Annotated in this window: 11 protein-coding genes; 8 read left to right on the top strand and 3 right to left on the bottom strand. The window is 46.6% G+C overall.

Annotation, left to right across the window (positions count from 1 at the left end; all coding sequences use genetic code 11):
- The first annotated feature begins 371 nt into the window (after positions 1-371).
- Positions 372-2,024 carry an alpha-amylase family glycosyl hydrolase gene (locus NC996_RS21930; protein WP_190410790.1) on the top strand — a complete coding sequence of 551 codons (1,653 nt, stop codon included), beginning with the start codon at positions 372-374 and terminating at the stop codon, positions 2,022-2,024.
- A gap of 367 nt (positions 2,025-2,391) precedes the next feature.
- On the opposite strand, the gene NC996_RS21925 is transcribed toward NC996_RS21930, so the two are convergent.
- Positions 2,392-2,625: a hypothetical protein gene (locus tag NC996_RS21925; protein ID WP_190682806.1), complete on the bottom strand. Its 234-nt coding sequence runs from the start codon at positions 2,623-2,625 to the stop codon at positions 2,392-2,394.
- A gap of 490 nt (positions 2,626-3,115) precedes the next feature.
- Here NC996_RS21925 and NC996_RS21920 point away from each other — a divergent pair, with 490 nt between their 5' ends.
- The 5 genes from NC996_RS21920 (at position 3,116) to proB (ending at position 8,875) form a co-directional block, all read left to right on the top strand.
- Entirely contained in the window at positions 3,116-4,783 is a 1,668-nt protein-coding gene (locus tag NC996_RS21920; protein WP_190682802.1) for an alpha-amylase family glycosyl hydrolase, read from the top strand.
- A gap of 195 nt (positions 4,784-4,978) precedes the next feature.
- A complete protein-coding gene (locus tag NC996_RS21915; protein WP_190410787.1) occupies positions 4,979-5,548 on the top strand; it encodes a DUF3727 domain-containing protein in 570 nt (189 codons plus the stop codon).
- Positions 5,549-5,658: 110 nt separating this feature from the next.
- Entirely contained in the window at positions 5,659-6,744 is a 1,086-nt protein-coding gene (gene mltG, locus NC996_RS21910; RefSeq protein WP_190410786.1) for an endolytic transglycosylase MltG, read from the top strand.
- A 167-nt stretch (positions 6,745-6,911) separates the two neighbouring features.
- On the top strand, positions 6,912-7,460 hold the full coding sequence (locus NC996_RS21905) for a YqeG family HAD IIIA-type phosphatase (RefSeq protein ID WP_190682799.1): 549 nt from the start codon (positions 6,912-6,914) through the stop codon (positions 7,458-7,460).
- 305 nt (positions 7,461-7,765) lie between these two features.
- Positions 7,766-8,875: a glutamate 5-kinase gene (gene proB, locus NC996_RS21900; protein ID WP_190535598.1), complete on the top strand. Its 1,110-nt coding sequence runs from the start codon at positions 7,766-7,768 to the stop codon at positions 8,873-8,875.
- 44 nt (positions 8,876-8,919) lie between these two features.
- Here the strand turns inward: proB and NC996_RS21895 are convergent, their stop codons facing one another.
- On the bottom strand, positions 8,920-10,077 hold the full coding sequence (locus NC996_RS21895) for a helix-turn-helix domain-containing protein (RefSeq protein WP_190682797.1): 1,158 nt from the start codon (positions 10,075-10,077) through the stop codon (positions 8,920-8,922).
- 1,603 nt (positions 10,078-11,680) lie between these two features.
- Here NC996_RS21895 and NC996_RS21890 point away from each other — a divergent pair.
- Complete coding sequence (locus NC996_RS21890) at positions 11,681-12,658, top strand: DUF2382 domain-containing protein (RefSeq protein ID WP_190682793.1); 978 nt, start codon at positions 11,681-11,683, stop codon at positions 12,656-12,658.
- Positions 12,659-12,821: 163 nt separating this feature from the next.
- On the opposite strand, the gene NC996_RS21885 is transcribed toward NC996_RS21890, so the two are convergent.
- Positions 12,822-15,467, bottom strand: coding sequence for a DUF3536 domain-containing protein (locus NC996_RS21885; RefSeq protein WP_190682790.1), 2,646 nt, complete (start codon positions 15,465-15,467; stop codon positions 12,822-12,824).
- Positions 15,468-15,959: 492 nt separating this feature from the next.
- On the opposite strand from NC996_RS21885, the gene cax reads away from it, so the two are divergent.
- On the top strand, positions 15,960-17,081 hold the full coding sequence (gene cax, locus NC996_RS21880) for a calcium/proton exchanger (RefSeq protein ID WP_190410779.1): 1,122 nt from the start codon (positions 15,960-15,962) through the stop codon (positions 17,079-17,081).
- Positions 17,082-17,315 lie beyond the last annotated feature (234 nt).

Here is a 17,315-nt window from a genome sequence, read left to right as displayed (position 1 = left end):
ATTGCCACTCTTTTTCAGGATCTGCGACAGTTTGATTCTCTGTGTCTCGGTTGGTCTTTAGCTTCTTGCCTAGATGTGTATACACAGTAGTCGCTTGCAAAGGGACGCAGGGGTAGGGTTCTCCCCTATTTCAGCCAACTGAAATAGGTAAATTTTTTCTACAACCGATCGCAACAATAACGCTAAATTCGGTATTAATCGCTATTAATCGCTGAAATTCAGCTTAAATTACCTTTAGCATTCATTACCACTTCTCTCCTGGGAATTAGGGCACCAGAGGCAACTTTATTTCTCAAGAACGATACCTCAGCGGGATGAAAAGGAGAAAATACTGCTCTAAGCATTTTTTTCATCAAACTCCAAACACTTCTATGGCAACTCCGATTGAATTTAATTTATTTGCTCCCTATAACAATGGAGCTGCTTTAATTGGGGATTTTTCTAACTGGGAAAGCATCCCAATGAAAAAAGGTAATGATGGTTATTTCCGTACCACAGTTGAACTGGAAGATGGAGTTTATCAATACAAATTCCGTGTTCAATCCAAATCTTGGTTCTTTGAACCGGATCAATGGATAGAGGTAGTTGACCCCTACGCCACCGATATTGATAATCCCACCCAAAACGGTGTTGTGAGAATTAAAGATGGTGAGCGGATTGTGGATACATACGTTTGGCAACATGACGATAAGCCACTGCCAAGCGATCGCGAATTAGTCATTTACGAATTGCACGTTGGCGACTTCTCCGGTGGTGAAGATGATCCCTACGCCCGGGGCAAATACGAACACGTTGTAGAAAAATTAGATTACCTATGCGAGTTAGGAGTTAATGCCATTGAGTTAATGCCAGTGAAGGAGTATCCAGGGGACCATAGCTGGGGCTATAATCCTCGTCACTTCTTTGCTACAGAATCCAGTTATGGCACAACTGAAGGGTTAAAAAACCTAATTGATGAGTGTCATGGTCGTGGAATTCGCGTCATTATGGACGGAATTTTTAACCACTCAGAAGCAGAAAGTCCACTGACACAAATAGACCACGATTATTGGTACCATCATTCTCCGCGCGACCCTGATAATAACTGGGGGCCAGAGTTTAACTATGAACACTATGATGAAAATCTAGATCTTAAGCCTGCATGGAAGTTTGTTGGCGATACCGTGCGCTTCTGGATTCAGGAATTTCACATTGATGGCATTCGCTACGATGCAGCCAGACAAATTGCCAACTACGATTTCATGCACTGGATTGTTCAGGAAGCAAAAAATGCAGCTGGGCCAAAGCCGTTTTACAATATTGCCGAACACATTCCTGAAACCCCCAGCATTACGAATGTAGATGGACCAATGGATGGCTGCTGGCATGACAGTTTCTATCACTGCATTCTAGAACATATCTGCGGCGATACCTTTGACTTAGAGCGTCTCAAGGATGCCATTGACTGCAAGCGGCAAGGCTTCATGGGTGCTACGAATGTTGTGAATTACCTGACGAATCACGACCACAATCATGTTTTAGCTGAGTTAGGCGATCGCGGCATTTTGGATGAAGAAGCATTTAAGCGGAGAAAGTTAGGTTCTGTCATCAATATGACCGCTGTCGGCGTACCTCTGCTGTGGATGGGTGAAGAGTTCGGAGAGTATAAATACAAAACAACTGAACAAGCAAAAATTGATTGGACGCTCTTAGGTCATGACCTCAATCGCGGGATGTTTGAGTTTATCAAAGGCTTGATTCATCTCCGTAAAAATAATCATGCCCTCTACACCGAAAATATTGACTTTATCCATGAAGATCCAGAAGCAAAGGTATTAGCCTACAGCCGCTGGAATGGCGAGGGTTCTCGTGTTGTCGTTGTTGCAAACTTCTCTGACAATTTCCTAGGAGGCTATCACGTTCCTAACTTCCCCGAAGCAGGAACCTGGCACGAATGGACTGGCGATTATGATGTCGAAGCAGGGGAGGATGGCATCCAGCTCGACTTAGGAAGTTACGAAGCCAAAGTATTAGTTTGGCAGTAATCGAAACTTCCTAAAGCCTTGAACAGTAGCTTCTCTTTGCCGCCCTTAAAAAAGCAAAAAACTACTGTGTCTATACAGTGAACCTGCCAGTCTCGTTTTACTCCCCGTTAGCCGCTGCGCTAATGCTCTGCTATGGCGCAGCGTGGATTGGGGAATTGAATTATTCGTTAATATACTGCCTCACAACTCGAACGGTATTAAATGGATAGGTTTAGGAAAACAATTATTTCCTAAAATAAGTATTGATGAGAGCCTTGTTTTTTAAGAAGCGAAGTTTCAACCCTTACTAGACGTGAGAGCCGAAACCCATAAGGCTAATGAAGCAACAACTCTATTAGATACATTGCCTAAAAATCAGTGGAGAATTTTAAGCAGTTTTCAGTTGCTGACTCTGCGTACTGGGTGCTAAAGCCCAACCTTCGCATCTTAATTTTTGGTAGGTTGCCCAACCCTTAGAACCGCCTGGAACTGGATAGTCTGGTACAGCATATTCGGGAAAAGCCGTATAAGGTCGCCACGGTTGATTGGGTGCAGTTCGTAAATGCAACAACTTTTCTCCACTGACTCCCATCGCTGGCAACCAACACATTTGTTTCAACATTTGAAACTCCTTAATTCAACTTAGAAATAATTGATTAATCAGACAATCTCTTTCTAGGAAAAACTAGATAGTAACTGCTGCAAAGCAGTAAGCAAGCATGATAAATGCAAGACCGAGACTAAGAGTAGAAAGTAGGGGAATCCATTGTAATGTACTCATCTTCAGCTCCTTTGAGCTGTTATTTATGACCCGATCTTCCCTATTCATTTCTGAATTGACATCTCTCGCTAGCCTTATTTGCAGTCTTTTTAAACCTATCTCTTAAAGTTTAGAAAAAAGTTTTTATCTACTACTCCAGATATAAAAATCCGGAAGTTAGTTAATTTTGTTTTTGAAGATACAAACTTTATTAATGTTCTGCTATTTCTCAAGATGGATAATTCAGTATAATTTATTACTAAACTTTAAAATTATAAATGCAGGCTTCAAAAATGTTTGCAAAGAACCATTGGTCAACTAAGTAAGCGAATCTACTTCATTAAAAGGTTTTATGGCAGCAGTCGAATTCAATTTATTCGCTCCTCGCAACCAAGGAGCGGCGTTAATCGGCTCTTTTTCTAACTGGAAAAACATTCCAATGGAAAAAGGTAAGGATGGCTATTTCCGAACCCAGGTAGACTTGGAGGATGGCATTTATCAATATAAATTTCGAGTTCAATCGAAAAGCCCAAAATTTGAACCCGATCAATGGGTGGATGTAATCGACCCATACGCTACAGACGTTGATGAAGCAAGAGGCCACAGTGTCGCGCGGATCAAAGATGGGAAGCGAATTGTTGATACTTACGTTTGGCAGCATGACGATACGCTCTTGCCAGACAATCACGAATTAGTCATCTATGAAATGCACGTTGCAGATTTTTCCGGTGGTGAAGATGACCCACACCAGCGAGGCAAATACCAAGACGCGATCGCTAAGTTAGATCATTTGAGCGAACTCGGAATTAATGCCATCGAATTGATGCCAGTAAATGAGTATCCCGGTGATTACAATTGGGGCTATACAGTCCGCCACTACTTCGCTACAGAATCCAGTTACGGCTCCACAGAAGATTTGAAGCGGTTTATTGACGAGTGTCATGGTCGCGGCATTCGCGTTTTCATGGATGGGATTTATAACCACACAGATGAAGAATGCCCGTTAATGCTGATTGACCGGAATTACTGGTACTACGAGCATATGCATTATCCAGAAGACCCAGGTAATTACTGGGGACCAGAATTTAACTACGACAACTACGACGAAAAGTTGGATGTTAAGCCTGCTTGGAAATACGTCGGAGATGTGGTGCGTTTCTGGGTTCAGGAATATCACATTGATGGGATTCGCTTTGATGCCGTGCGCCAATTGGCAAATTATGAATTTTTGGATTGGCTTGCGAAGCAAGCCAAGAAAAATACTGCTCTTAAGCCGTTCTACAACATTGCCGAACATATTCCCGATACCAAAACCGTAGTTTATCCAGAAGGTCCGCTGGATGGTTGTTGGCATGAAAGTTTTCGCTACTTTGTGCTTCCACATATTTGTGGCGAAATGTTTGAATTAGAAAAACTGAAGGAAGTTTTAGATCCCAGAAGGCAGGGTTATACGGCTGCTACGAATGTAGTGAATTATTTGGCAACTCACGACCGCCAACGTTTGATGAGAGAATTAGGCGAGCGCGGGATTTTTGACAAAGCCGCATTTGGCAGAGCGAAGTTAGGAGCTGTTTTGTTAATGACGGCGGTAGGTGTGCCAATGCTCTGGATGGGAGAAGAGTTTGGAGAATACCAGCGCAAAAGTGAAAACGTGACTCAGCCAAAGAAAATTGCTTGGCCTTTGTTGTCACAAGACTTAAATCAAGATTTGTTTGAGTATTACAAAAGATTAATCGCTCTCCGGAAAGAAAATCCAGCTCTTTCTAGCGATAACATTGAGTTTTTTCACGAAAATCCAGAGGCAAAAGTGTTGGCATACTGCCGCTGGAACGAACAAGGTTCCCGCGTTGTCGTTGTGGCGAATTTCTCAGATAAGTCTCTGTCAGGGTATCGCATTTCTAACTTCCCATCCTCTGGGACGTGGCAGGATTGGATGAATAACTCCCGCATCGAAGCTGGAGAGGATGGCTCTCTAGTTGACTTGCCAGAGTACGAAGCGAAGGTGTTTGTCTGTCAGTAACCCAATCTATTGCTTGGAAGAATCTTTCAACTCAAGGAGGGACAATTGATAAATTGTCCCTCCTTGACGTATGGCGTCTCTACAACTCTTATGCCGTGATATCCTGATTTTTGCAAGCTACTTCCCCACGGTGTGCAAACTTTGGGGTTGGAGTTTTTTAGTCCACAATCTCACGTTGATAGCAGCATATCTGCAATGTTCTCATCCCAACCCCCTGAAGAGAATGGGTCTTCCGTCCAAACCGTCTCGTTGACGGATGAATCCGGGCGATCGCTTAGTTGTTACATTGAGCATTCAATAGAAGTAGATGGTGAAGAATACGTCATCCTCCTGCCGGTAGATTCACCTGTAGAAATTGTGGCGTGGGACGAGGAGAAGGAGGAGGAAGAAGCCACCTTAGTCGAAGACGACGCCGAAATTGACGAAGTTTTTCCCACGGCTCAAGCAGTCCTGGCAGAGCGGAATCTCGCCTTAAAGCGAACCGCATTTGCTCTGACTGTTGCCGGTGAACTGCCTGCGGTTGAAGAGGAAGAAATCCTCACCTTGGAAATCGAAGATGACGATACTCAGCTCGAACCAGAGGAATTTCAGTTTCTAGCCAGCTTTTATCACAAAGAACAAGAATACACAATATACACGCCTCTAGATCCGCTGCTACTGTTTGCGCGGATTAATAGTGCGGGTGAACCAGTGCTACTTTCCCCTGAGGAATTTAAAAAAGTGCAACCGCTGCTGGAAGATCAGCTATTTGATGAAATGGAATAGGTAAAGAATTAAAAATTAGAAATTGAAAATTAAATATGAAGAATTTTCTTTTTTTAATTTTTAATTTTGCCTTCTTAATTCCATGACAGCGGTTGTTACCCGCAATCAAGATGAAAGCAATCCAACGCATCTCCAAATGGACGTTTTATCTCGCCTTAATCCCAGCAACGCTTGGACTCTGTGCATGGCAGGGTTGGGCGTGGTGGAGCTGGGCGAGTGCGCCCCCCGTTGCCGAAACTCAACCGTCAGCGAATGCTGGAAAAGATACATCAGTGCTAATCCGGATTCCTCAAGGAACCTCGGCGCAGCAGATAGGGCGCGATCTAGAAGCAGCAGGGTTGATTCGCTCCGCTGATGCTTGGAAGCTATGGACGTTTTGGTTGGACTTGCAAAAGCGACCGGGTGGGTTTAAAGCTGGGACTTACCAGTTGTCACCCACCCAGCCGCTGCCAGCGATCGCTGATAAAATTTGGACGGGCGATGTCGTGCAGCTTTCCTTCACAATCCCTGAAGGATGGTCGCTTCAGCAAATGGCGGCTTACTTTGAATCTCAGGGATTTTTCAAAAGCGAAGAATTTCTCACTGCCGCCACTCAGATTCCCAAAGACCAGTATCCTTGGCTACCTGCGGATTTGCCTTATTTAGAAGGTTTTTTGTACCCGGATACCTACAAGCTAAATAGCGATCGCATCACCCCCCAAGCCATCATCAAACAAATGCTAGATCGCTTTGAACAGGTGGCACTCCCCATCTATCAACAAGCGCCAAACAAAACCCAGATACCTCTTCTTCAATGGGTGACATTGGCTAGTATTGTCGAAAAAGAGGCAGTGATTCCGGTCGAACGCCCTCAGATTGCTGGTGTGTTTACACAACGCCTTCAGAAAGGGATGAGACTGGAATCCGATCCAACAGTTGAGTATGGACTCGGCATTCGGCAAACAGCGGATCAGCCCTTAACTTTGGCTCAGGTGAGGACAGCCTCCCCGTACAATACTTATCTCAACGCAGGATTGCCCCCAACTCCCATCGCCAGCCCTGGCTTAGGAAGTCTCAAAGCCACTCTCAATCCTGAAAAAACAGACTACCTCTTTTTTGTGGCTCGCTACGATGGCACCCATGTGTTTAGTCGGACGCTACAAGAACACCAAGCCGCTACAAACGCGATTCGCCAACAACGGCAACAAAGCCGCTAACAACAGTACCTAGATTGGTCTAGTCGCCAAGCTGCCAATCAGTCTAATTAAGATCGGGGAAGTTGGACTTGCAACTACTAGCAATCCCATTGATAACTTTGCCGGGTTGAAAAAGCTCTTACCTGGGAGTTCTCCTAACAACTCACACTTACAATTAAAAACTGCTTATGTCCTGGGTAACACGGTTACAGCCTGACTTAATTCTGGGCAGACCTATTGTGAGTCTGACCCCCGATCTTCTCCAGCAATATCATCTCAAAGGTTTAGTCTTGGATGTCGATGACACGCTGGTACCCCTAAAAGCAGCCGAGGCGTCTGAAGAACTCGTGGAATGGGTGAAGGAAATTAGACAGGTGGCGACGCTATGGCTGGTGAGTAATAACTTGAGCGAAAACCGAATTAGTGGCATCGCTCGCTCGTTAAATTTGCCTTACATTACCAGCGCTGCTAAGCCATCGCGGCGCAAGCTGCGGCAGGCTGTCACCGCGATGAACCTTCCTGTCGAACAAGTAGGAATGGTGGGCGATCGCTTATTTACAGACGTTTTAGCAGGCAACCGACTCGGTATGTTTACCATTCTCGTCGAGCCGATGCTTGACCCAGCGCTTGCCGTGCGCTCTTATCCAGTCCGTACCTTTGAAGTCTGGGTGTCCCAAGCCTTGGGCGTCTCGTTCACCGCAAAGCAACAAAACTTAAAAAATCCAGACAAATCCTGAAAAACCAAAATATAAAGAAATAATTATGAGATTCTCGATTGTCAAAAATCCCTGGCATTATACATATGGTTCAAATGGGGTCAGCCAATATAAAGACCCTAAACATTAATCCCCGTGAATACCTGTGTGAAGCGTCAGTTCCCCGATGGAGGAGCTGGCGTTTTACAATTTGGAATGGGAAATCGGCTGAAGCTAATCACTCATTGCCAATTCCCAGCCTCCAGACGCGATAAATCAGATGCGATTTATCGCGTCTGGACAATCTGTTCCCCCTCCCCTCTACTCCCCTGCGCCCCCTCTCTTTTGTGAGTCAAACCCTTGTCATCAAAATTGGTACTTCCAGCCTGACATCGCCTGAAACAGGTCATCTGGCTCTTTCCACTATCGCTGCCTTAGTAGAAACCCTCACAGATTTACGGCGGCAAGGTCATAAAGTGGTGCTAGTTTCTTCGGGTGCTGTCGGAGTGGGTTGCGCCCGCTTGGGACTCGTGCAACGTCCGCGCACCCTAGCACTCAAACAAGCAGTGGCAGCAGTCGGTCAGGGACGCCTGATGCGCGTATACGATGACTTTTTTACAACCTTAGAACAACCCATTGCCCAGGTTCTCCTGACTCGCAGTAGCTTCAAAGAACGCTCAGCTTATATCAACGCCTCCAACACCTTTCGGGAACTGTTGCGGTTGGGCGTCATCCCCGTGGTGAATGAAAATGACACCGTAGCCGTAGAGGAACTGAAATTTGGGGATAATGATACGCTTTCAGCCCTAGTCGCCAGCTTGATAGAGGCGGATTGGCTATTTTTAATGACCGATGTAGACCGACTGTACTCCGCCGATCCGCGTCAAGTTCCGGATGCTCAGCCGATCGCTCTAGTAAACCACATTGATGAGCTGGAAGAATTACAAGTGCAAACAGGCGATCGCGGCTCTCAATGGGGCACAGGTGGCATGGTTACAAAAATTACTGCCGCCCGCATCGCTACCAGCGCCGGAGTTCGGACAGTCATCACCGAAGGGCGATTTCCCCGCAACATCCAAAAAATCTTGCAAGGAGAACCCCTCGGTACTCAGTTTGAACCCCGCGACACGATGGGCAATGCCCGTAAGCGCTGGATTGCCCACGGGTTGATTCCCGCTGGGAAGCTATATCTGGATAAGGGAGCGATCGCGGCAATTAGTCAGGCAGGAAAATCCCTCTTAGCTGCTGGGATTACCCTCGTCGAGGGAGACTTCCAGGCGTCAGACGCTGTGCAGTTATGCGACCCTCAAGGACGGGAAATAGCTAGAGGGCTGGTGAACTACAGCAGCGACGAGCTACAGCAAATTAGTGGACGCCGTTCCGAAGAAATTCCTGCCATTTTAGGCTACGCCGGTGCAGAAACCGTCGTCCATCGAGATAATCTTGTCATTAGTTAGTCAGCAGTCAGTTGTTTTTTCTGCCAATAACTAATAACAAATGACTAATTACGACTAATTGCTTCAGGCGGAGCAATATCAGCCCCAACCGCCACTCCTTTCTGACCCGCCTTTAAACCGGGTTTCGCAGCAGGTTTCACAGGACGATGCGACTCAGAAGCAGATGAGTTGTTAGGAACATCCGGTGGAGAATCAGCAGACGCTGATGATTGTGAATGGTTTGACATCAACGCGAGTCCCCCCACTGCCCCTGCCACTAGCGCAGCATAGCCCACATACAAATGAACTGTATTGAGCTGAAATCCAAACCCAGGCACTGATTTCGGTCGGTACCAAGAAGGCAGTACAGATTTTGCAGGATCGGGCGCGGGTAAGGAAGCAGCCATTGCAGCACCATCTAACCCCAAGGCGACCCCCATCCGGCGAATAAAACCTCGGACATAGATATCCTCAGGCAAATGCTCGAAGCAACCGACTTCCAAAGCCTGAATGTGATGAAGCGGCACGAGTGTTTGATTGTGAAGTTGCCGCAGAGTCATTGCCTGTGCATGACGTGCTTGCCCTAATTGCTGACCAATTTGACGCAGGCACTCTTGCCGTTGCTCATCTGCGATTTGCGCTGCCAGTTCCGCCTTAGAGAGCTTTTTGAGTGGTTTGGGAAAAACCGGATCTGGTCTGGTTGGCAGAGGCAGTGGCGTAATGTCTACTAAATCGGCAGGTGAGGCATTCATACTGCGTCCTTGGTCATTCGTTAAAGTTAAGTCATTCGTCGTTGATTCTGGGTGATTAACGGATGACTGTTCGCTATGGACTGATGACTCTTGAGGCTGAGTGCTGGCTTGCGGCTCTTGTTGATTGTTACCAATTTCTGGAGATGTGACTGGGACAACCTTATAAGTTTTCGCAAACTGCTGGAACGCTAGCCGGATGGCTTCTCTCCCTACTGCCTTAACCATAATCTGGGCACTCCCAGCAGCTTCTCCCAAGATTGTCTGTAACCCAGCCAAGGCACGATTGTAGACTTCGCTGCTATGGAGTTCAGATTCTATCCGGCTAAGGATAGACCGTAATACTTCCTGAGAAATTTCAATGGTTGGGCTTTCGGTAATACCGCTACCATATGCCGATTGTAATGCCATGACTTTTCTTGTCGAGCGTGCTTGAGGAAAACCAAACTTATGCGATCGCTCGCGAGCGTGCATTCCTGAGAGCCTAAAACGGCTCCCCACGACGGTTACAGGGGCTTTTCACCCATAACTGACGGTGAATTCGCAGGCTGTTTGAGCTATCTGAGTAAAGTATTCGGCAAGCGGGAACTAGATTCCGGATCGAGCAAAAGTCAATTTTCTCTGTTCAGCGGCGTCACTTAGAACCTGAAGTGCGTTTAAACTTAATAAATTAAAATAACAATTTTCGCCTTATTTAGAATCCAGGGGTCAGACTGAGGATAGATTCTGGCTCCTGGATTCTGTAGAGACCTTGTGGTGGTCAGTCTCAACTTGGCTCCTGACAACTGAATGCAATTTGGCGGTTTAGTGCTGACGGCGGTTTCCTGGCTGGTAATCTTTAACCCAGCAGCGTTCCAAAAGGTGAATTCTGTAACAATACGAGAAGCGGCGGGGATTGAGCACTAATTTAGTTTTGGAACTAAACAGGGGCTGATTGAGAAACTGCCACAGAGGGAACCGAATCTTGCCGTTTTGGGGAGCCATAGTTTGAAAATTCCAGATAGCAGTAGTACAAAACAGGGGCACCGTGCATCTATCTATGGTGACATCTGCTTGGTTAATATTACCTTGCCAAAGATTACTACAAATTTGCTTGGGTTAGATTACGGAATCTCCAGAAAGTGTTTTTGCAAACTCTGTACTTCCACGGATGCGCTGTTGAACTGCCCAGTTAGGGTACTCTGCTACTAGAGCGTAAGCGCTATGTAAGCGCTCTTCTAGAGACCGTGTCAAGATATTTCAAGGAGCAGCTCAACAATTGAATCTTAGGTACTTATACTTAATAGATGTAGCGAGATTTTCTACTACTACCAAAGATAGAAAAAATTTATAGGCGAGCAGGCTTAAATAAATTTACAAATCTTAAAATATCAGGGGCACCAAGGCTAGTAAATTGCGTAAGTTTTAATCTGCAAAGATCGACTACAACCTCAATTAAGTTCACAAGATACAGCAATCCTACTCAAGTTGTGATAATTCAGGGCTTGAGATACCCAACTTCTTAGAAGTTGGGTATCTTGCCTTCGGGAATCATTTAGAACTGCTGTAGCAACCTTATTCGACTTGTGAAATAAAAAAACTTCGTAAGCGATGCTGACGTACACAATCTCCGCTTTAGGCGCAAAGAAGGCCAAGGAAAGCTCAGAAGCAGTCTATTAGTTTTACAAAATATTGAATCTAAGATTGCAGGAGCAATTCATCTCATTCAAAAAATGTTAGATGCTTCTCTTAGGTTAAGAATAATTTAATCTTTTGAAGAGTTTATTAATTAAATTCTATATCTATCCATTGAAATATATACATACCTGTCTGCGGGGAGATAGAAAATCAAAACTTGCTGCTTGTTATAGCAAATATACAAAGATAATTGGTAATCATTTGTAAAAAAAACTTATTTTTATTTCTACTTAATAATTAACTGACAAAATCTGAGCGAATGCTTCATAATTGTGCATCCTCTTTAGGGCTTATGTATTGAATTTATTGAAGTCAGTCGCTAGCCAGATGGAGCCAGCGTAGAGACTTTTAGCATAGATACATATAGAAATACACAAGAAATTTGGAGGAAAAGAAAAGCATGGTTTTATACAAGCTTGAAGATTTCGACACAGACTATCAAGACACTTTTGGCGGTGAAGACGTTAAGGGATTTGACGTCTATTCAGATATCAGCGATGACAAGGTTGGTAGCGTCAAAAATATCTTAGTTGATGAATCGGGGCGTTTCCGCTATTTAGTTGTTGATACAGGCTTCTGGGTTTTCGGTAAGCAAGTATTGCTACCAGTGGGTCGTTCTCGGATCGACTATGATAATCGGCACGTCTACGCTGTTGGGCTTACCAAAGAGCAAGTAGAAAATTTACCGGAATTTGGCGACGAGCTCAAGGTTGATTACGATTACGAGGAGCAGGTGAGAGGAGTTTATCGCAACTCGGCGGTAGAGCCATCTGTGGAAACATCGGCACCGATAAACACAGCAACACCTTTAGATGCATCTACACCTTTGGGGGCACCTGTTGTGGAACCTAGTTACGCCGCTCCGATGGCAGGTGCTGTACCTGTTGAGGATAATTACGAAGCTTACGATCGCGATCGCTACAATTATCAGCAAGAGCCATCTTTGTACGATATGAACGATCGGGATCATCAAACCCTCAAGTTGTACGAAGAACGGTTGATTGCTAATAAAACCCGCCAGAAAACAGGCGAGGTAGCGGTTGGTAAACACGTTGAAACTGAGACAGCGCGAGTTTCAGTCCCCATTGAAAGGGAGCGAGTGATCGTTGAGCGCGTGACTCCAGCAGATGCGGGAAGAGCTGTTACTCCGGGCGAAGCTGCCTTCCAGGAAGGGGAAGCTGCACGGGTGGAAATCTACGAAGAAACTCCTAACATTCAAAAGGAAGCTTTTGTACGTGAGGAAGTCAGAATCAGAAAAGAAGTAGATCGTGAAACGGTTAATGCTGAAGAACAGCTTCGTCGAGAAGAACTGGATGTGAATAGTAACGATCTGCCCATTCGGGATCAAAACATCCGCACCGATCGCGATCGCATCTAATCGCGTAGAGGATACACCCTTTTGAATCTGAAATAATGGGTGAAACGCTTCAAGTGTAAATATTAAGGGGTAGGTTACAAAACCTACCCCTTAATATTTGAGAGCAGCTAATCGATTCAGGTAATGGGTGATTCGTCGGACAATTCCCCATTACCCGTGACATTTATGACAGTTGGTTCAACCAGGGACTGACATCTACAGCTAGCTTTTGACCGAGTAATAGCAACTGACGTAGCTGAGACGAATTGCCGTTAGTTTCTGACTCCAGCAGAGGCACAATTTGGCTGTGGAGACAGCTAAAGTAGAGTTCTTGAGGGCGATGCAAAGATAAGCCGAGGTGTAGCTGATTGCCTACAGAAATCATCCGCTCTAAGCGTTGGATATCTGCTTCTAGAGTGGCTGGGTTAGAGTCGTGCAGAAGCTTCCAGAGCGATCGCAAGATCAACTGCTCTAAAGTTTGCTTGGCATCGGGGATATTCAACTGACAGCGCAGTTGATTCGCTTCTTTCGCGATCGCTTCCAGTTCTGCCAGCTGATTCAAACCTTGCTGGGGTTCACCGTTTTCTTGCTCCAGTGCCCGTAGAGACATCCGGGCGCGGTTAGAAATTGCCACTTCTGCGGCTACTTGCAACTCTTGCGGAACGGGCAGCTCATCGCGCTGGAACGCCATCAAGATGCCGTAGTTATCCCGGTAAACCTGCGTATAAAGCTGGTCTAGGCGCGTTAAAGTTTTCTGACTGAGCAGCCGCATAATCCGGTGCCGTTCTTCAGCAAATAATTTCTGCAAATTGAATGAATTACCCCCAAATAGTTGGGACATCGCCAGGATCGCGTGAGCAGCACTAGCCTGTTGCAGCGCCGCAAACAGCTTTTCCTTCATCTGGCTATAAGTGCGGCGACCGCCAAATGGTTGAATGCAGCAATGGAAATCCCAGCCGCCCAAATGAAGAACGGCAAAGACTAAATGAGTACTTTCCCAGGTAATTTCTGAAGTTAGTCGCAGTTGCCCCACCGCTAGAGTCAGCGATCCCATGCGTTGCATCTGGTAATCCAACTGATGGGCATCGTAACAGTAGACCCGCTGTTGTTGGGGATAGGTAGTGAATAGGGAACTGATGGCATAGTGCGCTGCCACTTGCTCTATACCAATCTGGGCACTGACTACCAGCTGCCGATACACCTCAGCTCCGTGCTTGAATAAATCAACATTACTGGGAGCTTGGGAGAGGCGTTTGATAAATCCTTTTTCCAACTGCACACCAGAGACATCACCGGCAAGTTCTAAGGCTCTAGCAGCGTAGCGGAGAATCTGCGTTCCTTCGGGTCTTGAGAGTTCTTCAAAGAACCAGCCGCAACTGGTGTACATCAGCAGACTATGGCGCTGCATCTCTAATAGGCGCAGGGCGTCTACTTGTTCTGATGGTGTTAGTTTGCGGGTGCGATGGCGGGCGAGGAAGCGCTCTACATTAGCAGGAGAGCGATCGCGAATTACGTGGATATATTCATCTCGTGTAGCCCAGGGATCGCGGAAGAACTGGCGACCCGTTTCTTCATAAACTTTGCTTAACTGATCCCGCAACCAATCTAGGGCATTCCGCAGGGGACGCCGCCATTTCTGATGCCAAACGCCACCTTCGCCACCGCAACCGCAATCATCCTGCCATCGATTCACTCCGTGAGCGCAACTCCAAGCCGTGACTGGCTTCAGTTCCACTTCCCAGGTGGGAGGATTCAGACTCAGGTAATGGGCATAGTTGGTGACAGTCCAGCCGCGCCGGGGAAACTCGTCTACAAAGGCGAAGGCTAAGGTTTTCTCTGTACCGCTTTTGTGGTGTCCAAAGGTTTCGCCATCTGTGCCAACAGAGATGAGCTGCGAAGTCCGGCGATCCCCGCGCACTGCTGAACCGATGCGCCCAGCTAGCGTACCCGCCCAGCCCAGTACATCGTTAAATCCCATGTCCCGCGAAATCGGGCCATCGTAGAAAAAGATATCGATGTAAGGGGTATCGGAGGTTTGATTGGTGGGGAATGAATACTCAGCACTGAGGGGTGAATCTTGCGTGCTGAGTGTGGGTTTCAGATAACAGCGATAGGGACGGGTGGGATCGATCTGAGAACCGCCCACTTCCAACCACTGGGTCACGGGCTGCTCGTCTGTGGGGATCGGGCGGCAACGTTCAGCTTGAGAAGGTGCTAAAACAATGAATTTAATTCCTTCTGCAACTAATGCTTCTAAAGTTGCATAGTCTACGGCAGTCTCAGCCAGCCACATTCCTTCGGGATCTCGCCCGAACCGGGAGCGGAAGTCTTCTTTACCCCAGCGGATTTGGGTGTACTTATCCCGCTCGTTGGCAAGCGGCATGATGATGTGATTGTAAACTTGCGCGATCGCATTGCCGTGTCCGTTTAGGCGATCGCTACTTTTGCGATCCGCTTCCAGAATTCGCTGATATACCTCCACGTCGTAGCGTTCCAGCCACGACATCAATGTGGGACCAATATTAAAGCTGAAATACTCATAGTTATTCACGATCCCCACGACTTCGCCCCGGTCATTTAGCACTCTGGCAAAGGCATTCGGGCGATAGCATTCATGGTGAATCCGCTCATTCCAGTCATGGAACGGAGACGCACTCGGCTGCCGTTCAATCGCATCTAAATAAGGGTTTTCGCGGGGCGGTTGGTAAAAATGACCGTGAACCGTAACATAAACGCCGGTAGCCGTTTGCAGGGGATCGGTTGCTACACTGGTGTTTGCTGTTCCCTCAGCAGAATACTGTGAAGCTGGTCTTTCAGCAGCAGAAGTCATAGGATCGCATCCAAAATTAGTAAAAAATTAGGGTCAATAACTTATCTAGATAGACTGAGCATCCCCGCGTTTACTTGAACGCCAGGGAAACAGCAAGTTAAATCAGTCCATCTGGAGAAGGCGAAGACTCACCACCCAAACATGGTAAAGACTCTTGGGGGCGAAGCCTTCTCTCCTTAAATGGGGGGATCAAAGCAATCGGTTTAACATCCAATTATTTTGCCCGTACCGATGAGCAACTGCCTGTGCCCCATGCCGGTAACGGTCAATGAACAAAATTGAAAAGCCAGGATAGTTACTTGTTACTTACATGATTCAAGCGTAATGCTGCCATGCTTGGAACACTAACTTCATGCAAATGAATAGTAAATTAACTTTGCTTAAGGAATCCTGCATCTAAAGAAATATTCTGTTACATACTCAAAGACTGAAAGAAGCCAGAACACTCAACAAGCGGCTATCCTAGACACGAGCTAAATACGAATAATTTGGATGCTGTCTCTAAACACGCTTTTTTCCATTCTTTTGTTGTTTATCCCTATTTCCATTACGGCCCACTTTCTGGAATGGGGATCGTCAGTCGTCTTCATCACCGCTTGTCTGGGGATCATTCCCCTTGCCGCTTGGATGGGCACCGCCACAGAGGAAATCGCGGTTGTTCTTGGCCCCTCCTTGGGAGGACTGCTGAATGCTACTTTTGGCAACGCCACCGAACTAATTATCTCCCTCGTTGCCCTCAACGCGGGGCTGGTGGATGTCGTCAAAGCGAGTATCACCGGCTCTATTATCAGCAACTTACTCCTGGTCATGGGCTTTTCCATGCTATTGGGGGGCTTGCGCTTCAAAGAGCAGGAATTTCAGCCAATGGTGGCAGGGGTAAATGCCTCGGCAATGAACCTAGCAGTGATTGCAATGCTGTTACCAACCGCGATGGACTATACCTCCACCGGGATTGATGAAGCCATCGTCCAGCAACTTTCGGTCGCCGTTGCCGTAGTGTTAATCGGAGTCTATGGGTTGACGCTGCTATTTTCGATGAAGACCCACAGCTATCTCTACGATGCGGGTGTGGCAGAACAGGAGATACTCACTGAGTTAGCTGAGTCAAATCTCGCTCCAGAAGATCCCGAACATAAAGTTAACCTGCCCCTATGGATTGGAGTGCTATTAGGCGCAACACTACTGGTTGCGGCGGAGTCGGAACTATTGGTTTCCTCCTTGGAAGAAGCCACCTCCCAACTGGGTCTGACGGCGCTGTTTACAGGGGTGATCCTGGTTCCGATTATTGGCAATGCTGCCGAACACGCCACCGCTGTCACCGTAGCGATGAAAAATAAGATGGATCTTTCTATCTCAGTGGCGGTGGGTTCTAGCTTGCAAATTGCCTTATTTGTGGCTCCGGTTCTCGTTCTGACAGGTTGGGCGTTGCACAAACCGATGGATTTGGACTTCAACCCCTTTGAATTGGTAGCAGTAGCGGTGTCGGTACTCATTGCCAATTCGATTAGTTCTGATGGCAAGTCGAACTGGTTAGAAGGTACGCTGCTATTGGCTGCTTATGCAATTTTGGCGTTGGCTTTTTACTTCCACCCAGTCATGGGGGGGATTGGGTAGAAAGACAAAAGGTAAAAGTTCTTTCTTCGAGCTTTTGTTTTTTGTGATGACTCCTCCGGCGTCTATCGATTGTTAGAAAAGGCGATCGCTAACCTGAATGGGTGATTCTTTTTTACCTGGTAGGGTGAGGGGGAACCGTGGCAAAGCAGATTACCTTGGAACTGTAGAAAAGTTTTGATTTGCTTCCAGGTCATCCCTAGAAGTGAATCAAAACCGCGATCGCCCTTTCTCACT

Source organism: Trichocoleus sp. ST-U2 (assembly GCF_039961875.1).
Taxonomy (GTDB): Bacteria; Cyanobacteriota; Cyanobacteriia; order Cyanobacteriales; family FACHB-T130; genus FACHB-T130.
Note: the sequence above shows the minus strand (reverse complement) of the source record. Positions and strands in the feature narration are given on the sequence as shown.